The organism is Niabella hirudinis (assembly GCF_051201075.1).
Lineage (GTDB): Bacteria > Bacteroidota > Bacteroidia > Chitinophagales > Chitinophagaceae > Niabella > Niabella hirudinis.
The window spans coordinates 495,332-512,287 of record NZ_JBPEHJ010000002.1; the positions used below are offsets into that span (position 1 = coordinate 495,332).

A 16,956-nucleotide genomic window follows, 5' to 3' on the forward strand; every position below is an offset into this window, starting at 1 on the left:
TACAACTTTTTTACAGCGGCGTTTGCGGAACCGTTCCAAATGAAACCGTGTCCTTTATGGCGATCATTGCCTGCTTCCGAACTTAACTTAGTTTAAGTGCAGATCCCCCGGGGCGTTGTAACTTTATACCCAAGGAGAAAATACAGATGAAAACAGAAATTTTAGGTATACACATCAATGAACGTGCAAGGCGCTTGCTGGAAGCGCAAAAAAACAGCCGCTTGACTGAAGTAGCTACCGCCGAAGCAGCCGTTGAAAAATTCCAGCTGATTGATTTCGACGTAGTGTTGGCGCCCGAAAACTACCTGGACGGCAGCGCTGAAGCCATGCTGAAAAAATTACTTTCACTAAAAGATCACGACAGCATGTGGGTCACTTACGAAGAAGGCCGGGAGGAAATGCTGGAAAAAGAGATCGTTGATTTTATGACGGAGCAGGAAGCGGCCCCCCGCGGTTCTTTTTCCGTAACCGATGATGGATTAAGGCCTCTGGGGCCTCAAATAGAACTTTTATAAAAAAAGGAGCAACAAAGATCATGAAAAAAATAATCGAAAAAATAACACCCCGGCCCGCGCAGCCCCATATGGTTGGCGATGGCTTCAGGGTATATGGCTTTATCCCAGCCGCCGTGGACCGCCGGAGTATGAGTCCCTTTCTGGTACTGGATTTTAACCCCGAGTATGATTTTGGTCCATCGGAAATTCCACGAGGTGTAGGCGCGCACCCGCATAAAGGATTTGAAACCGTAACTATTGCCTACAAAGGCCGCGTACAGCATGCAGACAGCAGTGGCGGTGGGGGCATTATCGGCGAGGGCGATGTACAATGGATGACGGCCGGCTCGGGCATCCTCCACAAAGAATTTCACGAAGAAAACTTTTCAAAAACCGGGGGTGCGTTTGAAATGGTGCAGCTTTGGGTAAACCTGCCCGCAAAGGATAAAAATGTGCCTCCCCACTACCAGGCCATCAGCAAAGGGCAAATGGGAAAATATACCATCCCCAACGAGGGCGGCGAAGTAAACATCATTGCCGGGAGCTTTAACGGCGTAGATGGTCCTGCAGTCACCTACAGCCCCGTGCACCTCTCCAATATCCGGTTAAAAGCAGGAGCGGCGGTAACCACCAGCTTTCCGGCAACTTACAATACTGCCCTGCTCATCATCAGGGGGCATGTGGAAGTAAATGGGCAGGCTGCCGGAGAGCACAGCTTTGTTCATTTTAAAAATGAGGGAGAGGAGCTCCTCATCAAAGCCGCCGATGACGCCATTGTATTGGTTTTGAGCGGAGCGCCTATTGATGAGCCCATTGCCGCATACGGTCCCTTTGTAATGAATACACAAGCGGAGATCTACGAAGCCATGGAAGATTTCCAGGCTGGTAAATTTGGCCGGTTAGACTAATCTCTACTTCGCAGGGGATGAATGTAAAACCCGCCCGTACCGGATCGGGCGGGCACCAAATGAAGCCTGTAAAATGAAAGGTGAATAACCTCAGAAGTTTTCATCTATTTTTATAAAAAAAAATCATCATGTCGAATATTGGAATGATCATTGAAGAGCGGGCCGCTGATATTGGCAACTTCCTGGTTGGCCGCCTGCTGCCCTTCCGGCAGAAACGGATGGTGGGCCCTTTTATTTTTATCGACCATATGGGGCCCGCTGATCTCAGGGATCACCAAAACCTGGATGTGCCCCCACACCCGCACATCGGCCTTTCGACCCTTACCTATCTTTTTGAAGGCGCCATCATGCATCGCGATAGTATGGGGTCGGAGGTGGAAATTACTCCCGGAGCCGTGAACTGGATGACCGCCGGAAAAGGCGTAACACATTCCGAACGAACACCCGAACGCCTCCGCACAACAGATAAAAAACTGCATGGACTGCAAATATGGGTAGCCCTGCCAAAGGAACTGGAACAGAGCGATCCGTCTTTTACACATGTAGCAGCGGACGATATACCTCAATGGCAACAGGATGGGGCCGAAATAAAGCTGATTTCCGGAACGGCATTTGGAAAAACATCCCCCGTGCCCGTACACAGCCCGCAGTATTTTATAAAGATCATTACCCCAAAAGGACAAAAGCTCAATATTGGCAAGGACCTCTACGGTGAAAGCGGATTATACATCCTGGAAGGCAATGTGATCAGTGATGGCAACACCTATGGTCCCAGGCAGATCCTCATTGCAAAAGACAGTACGCTTTGCTCCTTTGAGACCACCGACAATACAACGGTTTTCATTTTCGGTGGGGAGTCCTTCCCCGAAGAGCGGTTTATTTACTGGAACTTTGTAAGCTCGGATAAGGCCACTATCGAAGTAGCCAAACAGGATTGGCAGGGTCAACGCTTTCCTCCCGTGCCCGGTGAAACGGAATTTGTACCGCTGCCGGAACAAGCCGGTAATGTAAAACTGAAATAAGCAGATTTCTTTGTTATAGCCTGGTCAAATTCTAACAGACAAAAGATGTATGATGAACTATAAAACCATTAAGTTAAGAATCATTAAGCAATATGCCAACTTAACCGTTCTTAGTGCCTGGTGGTTTAAGAAAAATAAAATTTAAAACAAACCCGAAAACCGATCAAAAATAATTTAATTATGAAACCCGAATATACAACGCTCCCACTTGTAAAAAATGATCCGGAAAAACAGTACCAACTCACTATCGACGGACATACAGCCTTCATCCGATTTAATGAAACCCCGCACCATATCAGCCTGGTACATACGGAAGTGCCGCCCGAACTGGAAGGCAAAGGTGCCGGTACCGCAATTGTAGAAAAAACCCTGGAAACCATTGAGCAAAGCGGTAAGACCCTGGTCCCGCTCTGTCCCTTTGTGTTTGCCTATATTAAACGGCACCCGGACTGGAAGCGTATTGTAGACCCTGGGTTTAAAGGATTTGGCGAGTGAGCGGCCAGCTATCAGCTCTTAACATTCAGCGTTCAGCGTTTAGCAGTTCCAGCACTGGTACATCCATGCTGTTTATACTCTTACCAACCACATCAACGGCTCAAACGAATACAAGGCAGGTTTACGCCCCGCTGCCTCCTGCTGCAAATAAAGCAGCCCCTCATCGAGCAATTTTTTAATAAATTTTGAGGCCAGAGTTTCTGAAACACGCAGTTTCATATCTTCATACAACCGGCTTATTTGTTCCGCAATTTCCAGGTTTTGCGTAGCCTGTTCCTTCACTGCTGTTAAGAAAAAGGCACACCATTGCTCCCAGTTTCCTGTTTTAGATACATCCCGCATCCTGCTGATGTATGCTTCCTTATGTTCTTCCAGGTACCCACTTATATAAAAATGCGGGGCACTGATCATTTGCTGCTGCCAAAGGAACAGCGTTATCAGCATCCTTCCTATTCTTCCGTTCCCATCTTTAAAAGGATGCAGCGCTTCAAACTCCAGATGCATTAATGCTGTTCTTATCAGAACCGGATGCCTGTCGCTTTTCAAATAAGCAAACAGCCGCTCCATGCCGTCCTGTAATTTTTCAGGACCAACCGGAACATAAAAGATCTGCCGTCCGGCCTTATCTCCAATAAAATTTTGTTCCGTTTTGTATGCTCCGGGCGATTTTGAAGCGCCTCTTCCAAAACTTAATAATTGCTGATGAATCTGCTTGATCAGACTGTCTGATATTTCATATCCTGCTTCCATGCCCTTTTGCGCTTTACGCAGGGAACGCTGATAAAAAAGGGTTTCAATAACGTCAGAACGGACATCCGTGTTGTATGCGTCTTCATTGTCTTCTTTTACATTGGCCTCAAATTCCATAATCTCATCAATGGTGCTGATAGTACCCTCCATACGGGAAAACGATACAGTCTCCTGGTTCCGGAGTGGGGCCAGCAGTATTTCACTGTTATGAAGGTTTTTTAACATTTGATCAAAGCGGGCAAGCGCCTGTTCTGGCAAACAGCTTGTCCGCCAAAAAATAATAAAAATGGCGGACAAACTGTTTTAAGGGGTCTTTTTGGCGGACAAAAATGGTTGTTCGTCAAAAAATAACAAAAATGGCGGACAACTAATTTTAAGGGGTCTTTTTAGCGGATAAAAATGGTTGTTCGTCAAAAAATAGAAAAAGTGGCGTACAAGAAAGAAACCAGCCGTTCCAAACGGGGCTTCGTTTCGGGTCAAAGCAACAAGGAAATAATCAATTGGTGGCATTTAGCATTGAGCGCACAGTTTGCCGCCTCCTATCCCGGCATCTTAAACTTACCCATCCCGGGCATCATGCGGCCAAAGGCGCCCATTTTATTCATGTTTTTCATCATATCGCGCATCTGCTCAAACTGCTTCATAAAGGCATTCACCTCTGCAATATCTTTTCCGCTGCCCAGGGCAATCCGTTTGCGGCGGCTGCCGTTGATGAGATCCGGGTTGCTGCGCTCGTCCGGGGTCATGGAATCGATCATTGCTTCGATCCCCTTAAAGCTTTCATCACTGATATCCAGGTCCTTGATCTTTGCACCAACGCCAGGAATCATACCCAGGAGGTCCTTCATATTTCCCATCTTTTTGATCTGATCCAGCTGCATCTTAAAGTCGGCAAAGTCAAACTTATTTTTCCGGATCTTGCTTTCCAGTTTCTTCGCCTGCTCTTCATCAAATTGTTGCTGGGCGCGTTCCACCAGGGTCGTAATATCCCCCATACCCAGGATACGCTGTGCCATCCGCTCGGGGTAAAACACATCCAGCGCATCCATTTTTTCACCATTGCTTACAAACTTGATCGGTTTGTTTACGGTATACTTAATAGACAGGGCCGCACCACCCCGGGTATCGCCATCCAGTTTCGTAAGCACCACTCCGCTAAAGTCAAGCCGGTCATTAAACGCCTTGGCCGTATTTACGGCATCCTGCCCGGTCATACTATCTACAACAAACAGGATCTCCTGCGGAGCAACAGCATTTTTTATATTGGACACCTCTGTCATCATGGCCTCATCCACCGCCAGGCGGCCGGCCGTATCGATAATGATGACATTTTTATTTTTTGATTTTGCCTGGGCAACTGCAGTTTGCGCAATGGCTACCGCATCTTTATTTTCGGGCTCCATATATACTTCCACCCCAATCTGCTCACCCAGTACCCTTAACTGCTCCATCGCCGCCGGCCGGTAAATATCGGCAGCCACCAGCATGGGCGACAGGCCCTTTTTGGTTTTAAGGTAGCTGGCCAGCTTGCCGCTGAAAGTGGTTTTACCGCTACCCTGCAGCCCTGCAATCAAAATAACCGCCGGGTTGCCTTTGGCATTAAAAACAGCTTCCTCCCCACCCATCAGTCCGGTAAGCTCATCCTTAACAATCTTTACCATCAGCTGGCCGGGGCTGACGGCATTCAGTACCTTCTCGCCCATGGCCTTATCCCGGATTTTATCCGTAAAGTCCTTGGCAATTTTATAGTTTACATCCGCATCAACCAGCGCACGGCGGATCTCCTTTACCGTAGCGGCAACGTTCAATTCCGTAATGCGGGCCTGGCCTTTGAGGTTTTTAAATGCAGACTCTAATTTATCCTGTAGACTATTAAACATATCTTCCGAAAATTATAAACTGAAAAATGCCCGCAAAGATACTGTTTTAAGGGGCAAAAACCTCAGAAAGACCCCGCGGGGCCTTTTGCCGTACAAAAAACAGTCTTTCACCCGGCAAAACACCACTACGGGCGCCCGGAATCAAAAAAAATTTTGAAAGTATGATAATTTTTATATTATTGTAGCTAATTGAATTCATAAACACACCCCGAGAGATGAGTAAACAGCTATATACCCTGGAGTATCCCGTGCGTTGTTCTCCTACAATTTTGTTCGAATTTTTAGCCACTTCCAATGGGTTGGGTGAGTGGTTTGCTGAAAGCGTGGACGAGCGGAACGGACATTTTTACTTTGGCTGGAACGGGTCGCACGAAGAGGCTGAGGTGGTTGACCAGGAAGAAGAGCGGTTCATCCGTTTCCATTGGGCCGGCGCTCCAAAGAACGAGTACTTTGAATTTCGTATTGATAAATCAGAAATCACGAACCAGACCATCCTGGTAATTACCGACTTTGCGGAGAAAAGAGATCTTAAGGATCAAAGCCAGCTTTGGGACTACCAGGTAAAAGAATTATTTCACCGGCTGGGAAATTAAACCATAGAACAGCGCTTCCTGAAAGCCGATCACAGGACCAATTCCATTAATTCCCGGAACTTATTTCTCCAGAACTCCGGCGCTCCTTCCAGTTGACCCACCGGATTAGCATAGGCCAGTTTTATAAAATGGCTGTTGCGGAGCAGATCCTGAATGGGCGGATTTCCCGGCTCCTGCAAAGAAATATAGCCGGCGCCGGACACATCGTGTTCCCACTCATCGCCACTGCAGCATAGGTAAATGGTTTCGTTCTTAAGGGGCTCCAACCGGCTGGTGAGCCGATCTGCAAACCGGTCCTTCCATTCACCCGACAAATGCAGGGTAACACTGATCTGTTTTCCCCACCAGAACATGCTCCGGATGGCAAAAATATGGCCCTGCCTGAAATGGCGTGGGTAATCAAGCACCAGGTAGGGAAGCCCTTTATAATTTTCGCCCCTTGAGATCTTTCCGTTGTTCGCAAATAACAAATCCGGCAGCCGGCTGGTATTTTCCCGTGCAAAATCAAGCTGCCAGCAACTCAGCGCTTCCAGGGCTGTTTTTATTTTCTGTAAAACCGCATTCTTTGTTAAAATGATTTCAGAATCAGCAACAATGGACCACTCCTCTGGAGAAAGGCTTAATTTTGTTTCTTCCATTATGTATACGTTATTTGCAAATTAAATGAATTGTGGTTGAACGACAATAGACCCTGCATACACCTTGCTGCACACTATTGCCAACACAGAAAAAACCACGAACCAGAAACAGGAAACAGTTGAAAAAGTTAGATAAACTGATCATCAAAGCATTTATTGGCCCATTTGTGGCCACTTTTTTCATTACCCTTTTTGTATTGGTAATGCAGTTTTTCTGGCTTTGGATCGATGATTTTGTGGGAAAAGGGCTCGATGCTTTTACTATTTTACGGTTTATCTGGTACCAGAGCGCTGTTTTGATCCCGTTGGCATTACCCCTGGCCGTACTGTTGTCCTCTCTGATGACCTTTGGAAACCTGGGCGAAAGTTTTGAGCTGGTAGCCATTAAATCTTCGGGCATTTCACTGCTGCGGTTTATGCGTCCCCTGGTAGGGGTAACGCTCCTCATCAGTTTCTGCGCCTTTCTTTTCGCAAACTACGTTATTCCCGTAGCGCAGCTGAAATCGCGGACTATGCTGGCCGACATTGTGCTGGCCAAACCCGCATTTGACATTAAAGAAGGCGTATTTTATGACAAACTGGATCGTTTTGCCATCAAAATAGGTAAAAAAGAAAAAGATGACAGTACGATCCGGGACCTGATCGTTTTTGAAAACAATTACGGCTCCCTCCAGGATAATTTTATTATTGCAAAAAACGGGGTCATGAAGCCCTCCCCCGACAAGCGGTTCCTTGATTTCGTATTCCGGGATGGATGGCGCTACCAGGAACGGGGCAACCGAACCGATTCTGCAACAGAATACGTCCGCCTCGGTTTTAAGGAATATAAAATGCAGCTGGACATCAGTGCCTTTAATTTTAAAGCCTCCAACGACAGTACCAACCGTAATAATGAGCGGGTATTAAGCATGCGGCAACTTGATAAAGCCCTGGATTCTATGACCAAATATACCGGCATGGAAGTAGAACGCTATCAAACCAGCCTGCGCAATAACTTCAGCCTGCTGCTTTACAAAGACAGTGTAACAAAAGGCATTACCATCCCCGACTCCATACTTAACTTTAAAAAAAATAAAGACGCATTTTTAGGATTGGATACCATTACAGGCAGGGCAAAAGCCACGCTCCTGCCGGTGAAGGCCGACTCCGTTTCAAAGAAAAAAGACACGCTTACAACAAAGAAAAAATTGCCCGTAGCCATAAAGAAGCCGGGAAAAAAACGACGGAAAACCAGGCAACCGCTATTTGCCATTGACACCATTCTGAAAAAAATAGGCGATGTAAAACCCGATACCTCAAAAAAACGGGCTTCGGGTATCGCAGCTGCTAAAATGGATACGGCTAAAAAAACAGCCGGCGACAGTGCCGCCATTCGCAAAGATTCAGCAAAAAAAGACACGGTTAAAAAACAGCTGAAACCGGTTAAAAAGAATGCCAACCTGTTTACCGCCTTCCTGCCGGATAGTGCGCAGACCAATATTGCAGAACGGGCGCTGAACGCCATTTCTGTAGTAAAGGACAATGCCAGCATGAACCTCACCAGCATACAGGAGCAGGAGAAGAATATCCGCCGGTATAAGATCGAATGGCATAAAAAAATAGTGCTGGCCCTGGCCTGTTTCCTGATGTTCATGATTGGCGCTCCGCTGGGCTCAATCATCCGGAAGGGAGGTTTGGGTACCCCCATGATCTTTGCCATTGCCTTCTTCCTGGTGTTCTACTTCTCCTCTAATACGGGAGAAAAGATGGCTAAGGAAGGCAGCCTGACGCCTTTTTCCGGTATGTGGCTATCTACCTTTGTGCTGACCCCCATCGGCGCCTTCCTCACCTATAAGGCCATGCACGACTCCAACCTCTTCAACAAAGAATTTTATCACCGTTTAAAACGCAGGGTACAGAAATATATCGAGGCAAAAAGAATGCGGAAAGGCGGAAAACGGAAAACAGTATAACCCTATATAAAATGGCCACAAAAGGGTCCCGGCAAAATATAAAAATCCAGAAATGGGTAGCAGTTGTATCCTTGCTGTTGCTGATTGTAAAATTTATAGCCTATTTTTTTACCCATTCCGTTGCCATCCTGACGGATGCGCTGGAAAGCATTGCAAACGTAGTAGCCGGCTTCATCGGGCTTTACAGTCTGTACCTGGCGGCACAGCCCAGGGATGCCAACCACCCTTACGGACATGGGAAAGCCGAGTTTTTATCCGCAGCCATCGAAGGCACCCTGATCGGGGTCGCCGGGCTGGTGGTCCTTTACAAAGCGATCGACCAGCTGATCCACCCCATGGTACTGGCACAGCTCGATCTTGGTATGTTGCTGATCGGGGCTACAGCAGTGGTCAACTATGCCCTGGGAAGTATTTGCGTTGCCGCCGGAAAAAAAAACCGTTCCATTGCATTGGAAGTAAGCGGGCGGCACCTGCGCACCGATACTTATTCCACCATCGCCGTCATTGCGGGGTTGGCACTTGTTTTCTTTACAAAAATCCACTGGATCGACGCTGTTGTGGCCATCCTGCTGACCTTTTTGCTCCTGCGTACTTCCTACAGCATCCTGAGACGCTCCATTGCCGGCATTATGGATGAGGCAGATGAGCAGTTGCTGCTGGAAATGATTGCCTATATCAATAAAAACCGCCGGGAAAACTGGATAGACCTGCACAATTTCAGGGTAATCAAATACGGAAGCGTACTTCATATCGATTGCCATCTTACTGTGCCCTGGTACCTCAATGTTACAGAAGCACACCAGGAGGTGGACCAGCTGGCGGCGCTCATCCGCGACCAGTACGGTCAGTCTGTCGAATTTTTTATTCATTCAGACGGATGCAAGCCTTTTCAATGTGCGCTCTGCTCCAAGGCCCATTGCTCCGTAAGACAATCTCCCTTCGAAAAAACGATTCCCTGGACACTGGACAACGTACTCCAGAATCAGCGGCACCGGCTACATAAAGGCAGCTGAACAAAAAAGCCCTGTCAACTTTTTAACCTGTTAACATTGTTTCTTAACTTTATAATCGAACATTTGTTATTACTATATGCTCACAAAAAAATCGCAATACGCCTTTAAAGCGCTGGGGTATCTGGCAGACCGTCAAAAAGACGGGCCCGTGCTTATATCCGAGATCTCAAAAAAGAAACGGATTCCCCTAAAGTTCCTGGAAAACATCCTGCTGGAGCTCCGGAAAGCCGGTATCCTCGAAAGCAAAAAAGGAAAAGGCGGCGGTTATTTTTTTAAACAAAACCCTGCCGATGTAAAAATGGCCACGGTGATACGGCTGATCGATGGGCCCATATCTATGCTGCCCTGTGTAAGTCTGTACTTTTATGAACGCTGCAAGAACTGCGATGAAAAGCGCTGCGGCCTGCACGATGTAATGAAGCAGGTCCGGGATGTGACCCTGCATGTATTGGAAAGCCGGACGCTGGCCGATCTGAAGGATTGAGATATTACTACGCTACACGCTATTGTTGTTACTACCGGGTCCGGACAATCCCGAAACTTATTTATACGAACCCTGAAAATCCTGCGGTCAGGTAACAAATAATGACCGCGCCTCAGGTATTTTTGGCAGAAGGCTACCTGGTTTAGTATCAGCATCTACCACCATTTTTTAATTTTTCACGATTTTTTAATCCACATTCAAAAATTTTACCGTACCTTGCAAACCTCACTATTAGTCTACCTGATTAGTAGGTTTATTAAAAGAGCTATTTTGTCATTAAAAACTGTTTAAAATTATGTCATTAAGATTAGGCGACATTGCCCCGGATTTTACGGCGCAATCTACTGAAGGAGAAATCAAATTTCATGAGTTTCTGGGTGATTCCTGGGGAGTACTGTTTTCGCACCCGGCTGATTATACCCCTGTTTGCACTACCGAGCTGGGAAAAACTGCCTTGTTAAAAGGTGAATTTGAAAAACGCGGCGTAAAGGCATTGGCTGTAAGCGTAGATCCGCTGGACTCGCACCTGGGCTGGAGAAACGATATCAATGAAACCAATAATTGCACGGTGGATTTCCCCATCCTGGCAGATCCCGAAAAGAATATCGCTACGCTTTATGATATGATCCACCCCAATGCTTCAGAAAAGGCAACCGTGCGTTCCCTGTTCATCATCGGGCCCGATAAAAAAATAAAGCTGATCATTACTTATCCTGCTTCTACCGGAAGAAACTTCCAGGAAGTATTGCGGGTGATCGACTCATTGCAACTGACGGCGAACCACAGCGTGGCAACTCCGGCAGACTGGAAAGCCGGTGAAGATGTAATCGTAGTACCTTCTATCAGCACTGAAGATGCCATTAAAAAATTCCCCAAAGGCGTAAAAGAGGTAAAACCCTATCTGCGGTACACACCTCAACCGAATATTTAATCCCGGTTCATAGCAAATGGTTCATAGTTCATGGAGTGTCCATGAACTATGATCTATGAGCCATCAACTATAACACTTGTTTACAGAAGAACAAATACAGGCAATAGAAAAGGCTTCACTGGCAGAAGCGCTGAAGCTGGTTACGGATCAGTTTCCAGAAGCAACCGTGCTTTCCTCCTCTCTTGGACAGGAAGACCAGGTGTTAACGGAAGCCATCGCGGTTAACAAACTACCGGTAAAGATCTTTACCCTCGACACCGGACGGCTGTTTTACGAACATTACGACCTGCTGGAAAAAACCAATGCGCGTTATAAAATAAACATAGCCGTTTACTTTCCCGAAGATTCGGATGTAGAAGCCTATGTAAAAGCAAAAGGAGCAAACGGGTTTTATGAATCCGTTGAAAACCGCAAGGAATGCTGTTTTATCCGGAAGGTAAAACCGTTGAACCGTGCTCTGGAAGGCGCAAAAGTGTGGATCACGGGGCTTAGAAGCGAGCAGTCGGATAACCGGAAAGACATGAAAATGATCGAATGGGATGAAGACCGTGGTCTTTATAAATTCAATCCGCTGATCCGGTGGAGTTACAATGAAGTACTGAACTACATTAAAGAAAAAAACATTCCATACAACCCGCTGCATGATAAAGGATTTGTCAGCATTGGCTGCGCCCCTTGTACCCGGGCTATTGAGCCGGGTGAAGATCCAAGGGCCGGCAGATGGTGGTGGGAGGCTTCGCACAAAGAGTGCGGATTGCATGTACACCAGTAAAGGGATTCCCCGATAAATGCATCCTTGAAAAAACCACTTTGATTGTTAAAAAAATCCGCACAGGCGGATCTGTATAAAAAGAACGTATGGGTGAGTACACATTAGATTACCTTGAGCAGCTTGAGGCTGAAAGTATTTATATTTTCAGGGAGGTTGCTGCACAATTTGAAAAACCGGCCCTGCTTTTCAGCGGCGGTAAAGATTCCATAACGCTGGTACAGCTGGCAAAAAAAGCATTTGCTCCCGGCAAAATTCCTTTTCCGCTGGTACATGTCGATACCGGCCATAACTTTCCTGAGGCACTGGCTTACCGCGATGCCCTGGCAAAAGAACTGGGCGCCGAACTGATTGTACGCAAGGTGGAAGATACCATTAAACAAAAGCATCTTACCGAACCAAAGGGCAAATTTGCCAGCCGCAACTGGCTGCAGATCCATACCCTGCTGGATACGATTGAAGAATTTAAGTTTGACGCCTGCATCGGCGGCGCCCGGCGTGATGAAGAAAAGGCAAGAGCAAAAGAGCGCATCTTTTCCGTAAGAGATGAGTTTGGCCAGTGGGAGCCCAAGCTGCAGCGCCCCGAATTGTGGAACATCTATAACGGCCGCATCCACAAAGGCGAAAATGTGCGGGTGTTCCCCATCAGCAACTGGACGGAGCTGGATGTATGGAGCTATATCAAAAAAGAAGAAATCGCCCTGCCTTCCATTTATTTTGCCCACGATCGGGAAGTGATTGAGCATGAAGGACAGCTGATCGCCGTTTCTGACTACATCACAATTGATGAAACAGATGTGATTTCCACAAAAAAAGTACGTTATCGCACGGTGGGCGATATGACCTGTACAGCGGCCGTAGAATCCAGTGCCAGAACGCTGGACGAGGTGGTAAACGAAATTATGGCCACCCGGATCTCCGAAAGAGGCGAAACCCGCATCGATGATAAAGTAACGGAAGCCGCTATGGAAGACCGGAAGAAGGGTGGATATTTTTAGGCCCATCCCTACCTTCCCAAAGGGAAGGAGGCAAAACGCCTGTCAGTTGAAATAATCTATATTAAATAATATTTTAAATAATCCCTCCCCATTGGGGAGGTTAGGAGGGGCCAAAATGGATATACTACGTTTCATAACCGCAGGCAGTGTAGACGATGGCAAAAGCACATTGATAGGCCGGCTGTTGTATGATAGCAAAAGCATTCTGGTGGATCAGCTGGAAGCACTGGAAAAGCAATCAAAAAACAAAAATGCCGATGGCATTGACCTGGCATTGCTTACGGACGGCCTCCGGGCAGAGCGGGAGCAGGGGATCACTATTGATGTAGCCTATCGCTATTTCTCCACCCCAAAAAGGAAATTCATCATTGCGGATGCTCCGGGTCACGTACAGTACACCCGCAACATGATCACCGGGGCTTCCAACTCCAGCCTGATCATCATCCTTATTGATGCGCGGGCCGGGGTGATTGAACAAACCCGCCGGCATTCTATTATTGCCTCGCTGTTAAAAATACCACATGTTGTAGTAGCTATCAACAAAATGGACCTGGTCGGTTTTTCGGAAGAGCGGTTTAACGAAATAAAGGCAGACTATGAGAAAGTAGCTGCACAACTGAACATAAAAGACATAACCTATGTTCCGATTTCGGCGCTCCTGGGCGACAATATTGTTGATGCCTCCGAAAATATGCCCTGGTATGCCGGCCAGCCCCTGCTGGAGTTCCTGGAAGCCGTTGAGGTTGCTTCCGATATTAATCATAAAGATCCGCGGTTTCAGGTGCAATATGTGATCCGGCCACAAACAACAGAGCTGCACGACTACCGCGGCTATGCCGGCCAGATCATCAGCGGTGTTTACAAAACGGGCGACAAAATAAAGATTCTTCCCGCAGGCATTGATTCTACTATTATAAAGATTGAAGTAGGCGGTAGAGAAGTAAATGAAGCATTTGCTCCACAGGCTGCCGTATTGCACATAGCAGATGATATCGACATCAGCCGGGGCGATACCTTTGCCCGTATAGATAACCTTCCCAAAGTAGCCAATGAAATAGACGTGGTACTTTGCTGGCTCGACAATAAACCGCTCATCCAGGGTAATAAATATTTTCTCCAGCATAAGGGGCGCCTGCTCAAAACCATTGTGCGGAGCGTAGCATACAAAGTAGATGTAAACACCCTGGAACGCATTCCTGCTGAAGATGGCGTTAAACTGAATGAAGTGGTGCATGCCACCATCAAGACCGCAGCGCCGCTGGTATACGACCATTTTGATACATTGAGCGACTACGGTAATGCCATCCTTGTAGATGAGACCAGCAACAGCACGGTAGCTGCTGTTTTACTGAATTGATCCAAACGGCGCCCGGCCGGCAATCCCCGCGCGCCGTTATTTTTTAACCAATAAGTCTATACTTTAAGTAGATTATAAAAAACAACAGATGCTCCTTCAACACACATCATCTGTAAAAAAACAGCCTCATAACGGCAGCGGCAAAGTAATCCTTGCCGGTGCGGGGCCCGGCGACCCCGACCTGATTACAGTAAAGGCGGCTGATGCGTTGCGGAATGCAGACGTGGTGCTTGCAGACCGCCTGGTCAGCGATGTGATCCTGCATCGTTATGTTTCGCCCGCGGCGGAGATTGTATACGTAGGAAAAGAATGCAGTAAAAAACGATCAGTGCCGCAGCGCACCATTAATGAGCTGCTGGTACACTATGCACTACAGGGCAAATTGGTAGTACGGCTTAAGGGAGGCGATGTTTCCATCTTTTCCAACATTCTGGATGAGCTTCAAACCCTTACCCAATACGCCATCTCTTACGAAATCATTCCCGGCGTAACTGCGGCACTGGGCGCAGCCGCCTTTGCCGGAATGCCGTTAACAGCACGGGGATATGCAACGGCAGTCCGCTTTCTTACCTATTATAAATCGGACGTAGTTACGGATGCCTACTGGAAAGAGTTGGCGGCAACAGAAGATACCCTGGTATTTTATATGTCGTCCGGCACCCTGGAGCAGGTGGTGCAAAAATTAACGGAGCACCACATTGCAGCAGAAAAACAACTGGCGGTTATCGAACAGGCCACTACCTGTTTTCAGCAGGTGCATACCTGCAGCCTCTACGATTATGCCACGGCACTAAAAGGCAGGCCGTTGGCCTCGCCCAGCCTGGTAATTGTGGGCCGTGTTGTAGCGCTGCACCAGCAGTTTCGCTGGCTGGAAAACAGCCAGAGCCGGCAATTGTATTTTAACCCCGTAACCGAAGAAATGATCAACGTTCATCAACAAAATAATTTAAAACATGCTATCTGACGCAAAATTAGGAGCCATCAAAAGCCTTACACCCACGCTCTCGCGGGATGAATTACTTTGGGCCAGCGGCTATTTCGCCGGCCTTGCACAGGGAATTGCAGGTGGCCAGGAAGCAGCAACCGCAGTACCCGCAGCGGTAAAAAAGATATCCCTGGTTTATGGTACCGAAACGGGAAATGCCAAGAAGCTGGCCACGCAATTAGCCGGCGTTGCCAAGAAAAAAGGCATTTCCGTAAAGCTTGCAGGGCTGGATCAATACCGTTTTGCCGACCTTCCCAAAGAAGAGTACTTTTTTGTGGTAATCAGTACACAGGGTGAAGGCGAGCCACCCATACTGGCCAAAAAATTCTACGACCATATCCATGAAAACCAGCTCAACCTCGGCAAGCTCAAATTTGGAGTACTGGCTCTGGGCGACAGCTCTTACCCCGAATTTTGCAAAACGGGTGAAGATGTGGATGCCCGCCTGGAAGCACTGGGCGCCCACCGTGTGCTGCCGCTGAAAAAATGCGATGTAGAGTACGAGGAAGATGCACTGCACTGGTTCGACAATGTGGCAGCAGCCCTGCAGTCAACAGCAGCCAGCCCCATTGTTTCGCCTGCAGCCGCCCCTAAAACATCCGGCAAGAAGTACTACATGGGTAAAGTGATCACCAATATTAACCTCAATGACCGTGGCTCCAATAAGCGAACCTATCATATCGAGATCACAACGGATGAGTCTATCGATTACCAGCCGGGGGATGCCCTGGGAATTGTACCCTCCAACAAACAGAATATGATCACCCGCATCATTGGCATCACCGGTATTGACCCCGAAAAGGAAATCCAGACGGAAAGGGTGAAAGCAACGGTAAGGGATCTGCTGAGCCAGCACCTGAACATTTGCTACCTGCTGAAATCGACCGTTAAAAAATTTGCAGAGCTCACCCAGCAACAGATCCCCGACACCCGGATGAGCCTGTACGACCTGCTGCGCATTTACCCGGTAAAAGATGCCGCACAGTTTGAAGAAGTAATTAAGATCCTAACCCCTCAATCGCCACGGCTATATTCCATTTCCTCCTCGCCCAATGCGCATGGAGAAAATGAAATCCACATAACCGTATCCAAAAACCAGTTTACCGTTGAAGATGAAGAACGCTACGGTGTGTGCAGCGAATTCCTCTCCGACCTGGATGAGGGACACGAAATTGAGTTCTTTATTCAAAAAGCCAAACACTTCAAACTTCCGGAAGAGGATAAAGATATAATCATGATTGGGCCCGGTACCGGTGTAGCGCCTTTTCGCTCCTTTCTTGCTGAGCGGGATGCCAGCGGCGCCAGCGGCAAAAACTGGTTATTCTTTGGCGAACAACATTTCGTAACCGATTTTTTATACCAGACCGAAATTCAAAACTACCTGGAAACCGGTGTATTGAACAACCTGGACCTGGCCTTCTCCCGCGATACCGATCAGAAGATCTATGTACAGCATCGTGTTAAAGAAAAAGGAACCGAGTTGCTGGACTGGCTCAACAATGGCGCATACCTGTACATTTGCGGTGCCAAAGATCCTATGTGTAAAGACGTAGAGGACACTTTTGTAGAGATCTTCAAAGCAAAAGGAAAATCGGAAGAAGAGGCCCGGAACTACCTGGTGCAGCTGGAAGAAGAAGGACGATATTCAAAAGACGTATATTAGTTAATAGCAGATGGTTCATGGTTC

17 protein-coding genes are annotated in these 16,956 nt (G+C 47.4%); 14 read left to right on the plus strand and 3 right to left on the minus strand.

Annotated elements, in window-relative coordinates; genetic code table 11:
- Positions 1-146: 146 nt before the first annotated feature.
- The 4 genes from GGU45_RS05525 (at position 147) to GGU45_RS05540 (ending at position 2,919) form a co-directional block, all read left to right on the plus strand.
- Complete coding sequence (locus GGU45_RS05525; RefSeq protein ID WP_435222756.1) at positions 147-515, plus strand: hypothetical protein; 369 nt, start codon at positions 147-149, stop codon at positions 513-515.
- A 20-nt stretch (positions 516-535) separates the two neighbouring features.
- Positions 536-1,402 carry a pirin family protein gene (locus tag GGU45_RS05530; protein WP_435222758.1) on the plus strand — a complete coding sequence of 289 codons (867 nt, stop codon included), beginning with the start codon at positions 536-538 and terminating at the stop codon, positions 1,400-1,402.
- Between the two features lie 128 nt (positions 1,403-1,530).
- Positions 1,531-2,424 (plus strand): pirin family protein, encoded by an 894-nt coding sequence (locus tag GGU45_RS05535; protein WP_435222760.1) that lies wholly within the window; start codon positions 1,531-1,533, stop codon positions 2,422-2,424.
- Between the two features lie 180 nt (positions 2,425-2,604).
- Complete coding sequence (locus GGU45_RS05540; RefSeq protein ID WP_435222762.1) at positions 2,605-2,919, plus strand: GNAT family N-acetyltransferase; 315 nt, start codon at positions 2,605-2,607, stop codon at positions 2,917-2,919.
- A 72-nt stretch (positions 2,920-2,991) separates the two neighbouring features.
- Here the strand turns inward: GGU45_RS05540 and GGU45_RS05545 are convergent, their stop codons facing one another.
- The gene (locus GGU45_RS05545) at positions 2,992-3,966 is read right to left on the minus strand and encodes a Fic family protein (protein WP_435222764.1); all 975 of its coding nucleotides are present in this window, start codon (positions 3,964-3,966) and stop codon (positions 2,992-2,994) included.
- 242 nt (positions 3,967-4,208) lie between these two features.
- Positions 4,209-5,549 (minus strand): signal recognition particle protein, encoded by a 1,341-nt coding sequence (gene ffh / locus GGU45_RS05550; RefSeq protein WP_435222766.1) that lies wholly within the window; start codon positions 5,547-5,549, stop codon positions 4,209-4,211.
- Between the two features lie 215 nt (positions 5,550-5,764).
- Here ffh and GGU45_RS05555 point away from each other — a divergent pair, with 215 nt between their 5' ends.
- Positions 5,765-6,142, plus strand: a complete 378-nt coding sequence (locus GGU45_RS05555) for an START-like domain-containing protein (protein ID WP_435222768.1) — start codon at positions 5,765-5,767, stop codon at positions 6,140-6,142.
- Positions 6,143-6,171: 29 nt separating this feature from the next.
- Here GGU45_RS05555 and GGU45_RS05560 read toward each other — a convergent pair whose 3' ends face one another.
- Entirely contained in the window at positions 6,172-6,780 is a 609-nt protein-coding gene (locus GGU45_RS05560) for a hypothetical protein (RefSeq protein WP_435222770.1), read from the minus strand.
- A gap of 119 nt (positions 6,781-6,899) precedes the next feature.
- Here GGU45_RS05560 and GGU45_RS05565 point away from each other — a divergent pair, with 119 nt between their 5' ends.
- From GGU45_RS05565 to GGU45_RS05605, 9 genes are all read left to right on the plus strand, one after another.
- Positions 6,900-8,732 (plus strand): LptF/LptG family permease, encoded by a 1,833-nt coding sequence (locus GGU45_RS05565; RefSeq protein WP_435222772.1) that lies wholly within the window; start codon positions 6,900-6,902, stop codon positions 8,730-8,732.
- An 11-nt stretch (positions 8,733-8,743) separates the two neighbouring features.
- Entirely contained in the window at positions 8,744-9,745 is a 1,002-nt protein-coding gene (locus GGU45_RS05570) for a cation diffusion facilitator family transporter (protein WP_435222774.1), read from the plus strand.
- 76 nt (positions 9,746-9,821) lie between these two features.
- Positions 9,822-10,229 carry an RrF2 family transcriptional regulator gene (locus GGU45_RS05575; RefSeq protein WP_435222775.1) on the plus strand — a complete coding sequence of 136 codons (408 nt, stop codon included), beginning with the start codon at positions 9,822-9,824 and terminating at the stop codon, positions 10,227-10,229.
- Positions 10,230-10,524: 295 nt separating this feature from the next.
- On the plus strand, positions 10,525-11,160 hold the full coding sequence (locus tag GGU45_RS05580) for a peroxiredoxin (RefSeq protein WP_435222776.1): 636 nt from the start codon (positions 10,525-10,527) through the stop codon (positions 11,158-11,160).
- Positions 11,161-11,236: 76 nt separating this feature from the next.
- Positions 11,237-11,932: a phosphoadenylyl-sulfate reductase gene (locus GGU45_RS05585; protein ID WP_435222777.1), complete on the plus strand. Its 696-nt coding sequence runs from the start codon at positions 11,237-11,239 to the stop codon at positions 11,930-11,932.
- A gap of 86 nt (positions 11,933-12,018) precedes the next feature.
- Entirely contained in the window at positions 12,019-12,927 is a 909-nt protein-coding gene (cysD, locus tag GGU45_RS05590) for a sulfate adenylyltransferase subunit CysD (protein ID WP_435222778.1), read from the plus strand.
- Positions 12,928-13,042: 115 nt separating this feature from the next.
- Positions 13,043-14,284, plus strand: coding sequence for a sulfate adenylyltransferase subunit 1 (locus GGU45_RS05595; RefSeq protein WP_435222779.1), 1,242 nt, complete (start codon positions 13,043-13,045; stop codon positions 14,282-14,284).
- 88 nt (positions 14,285-14,372) lie between these two features.
- On the plus strand, positions 14,373-15,248 hold the full coding sequence (gene cobA / locus GGU45_RS05600; protein ID WP_435222780.1) for a uroporphyrinogen-III C-methyltransferase: 876 nt from the start codon (positions 14,373-14,375) through the stop codon (positions 15,246-15,248).
- Entirely contained in the window at positions 15,238-16,932 is a 1,695-nt protein-coding gene (locus GGU45_RS05605; RefSeq protein WP_435222782.1) for a diflavin oxidoreductase, read from the plus strand. Before cobA ends, GGU45_RS05605 begins: the two co-directional genes overlap by 11 nt.
- The last annotated feature ends 24 nt before the right edge of the window (positions 16,933-16,956 follow it).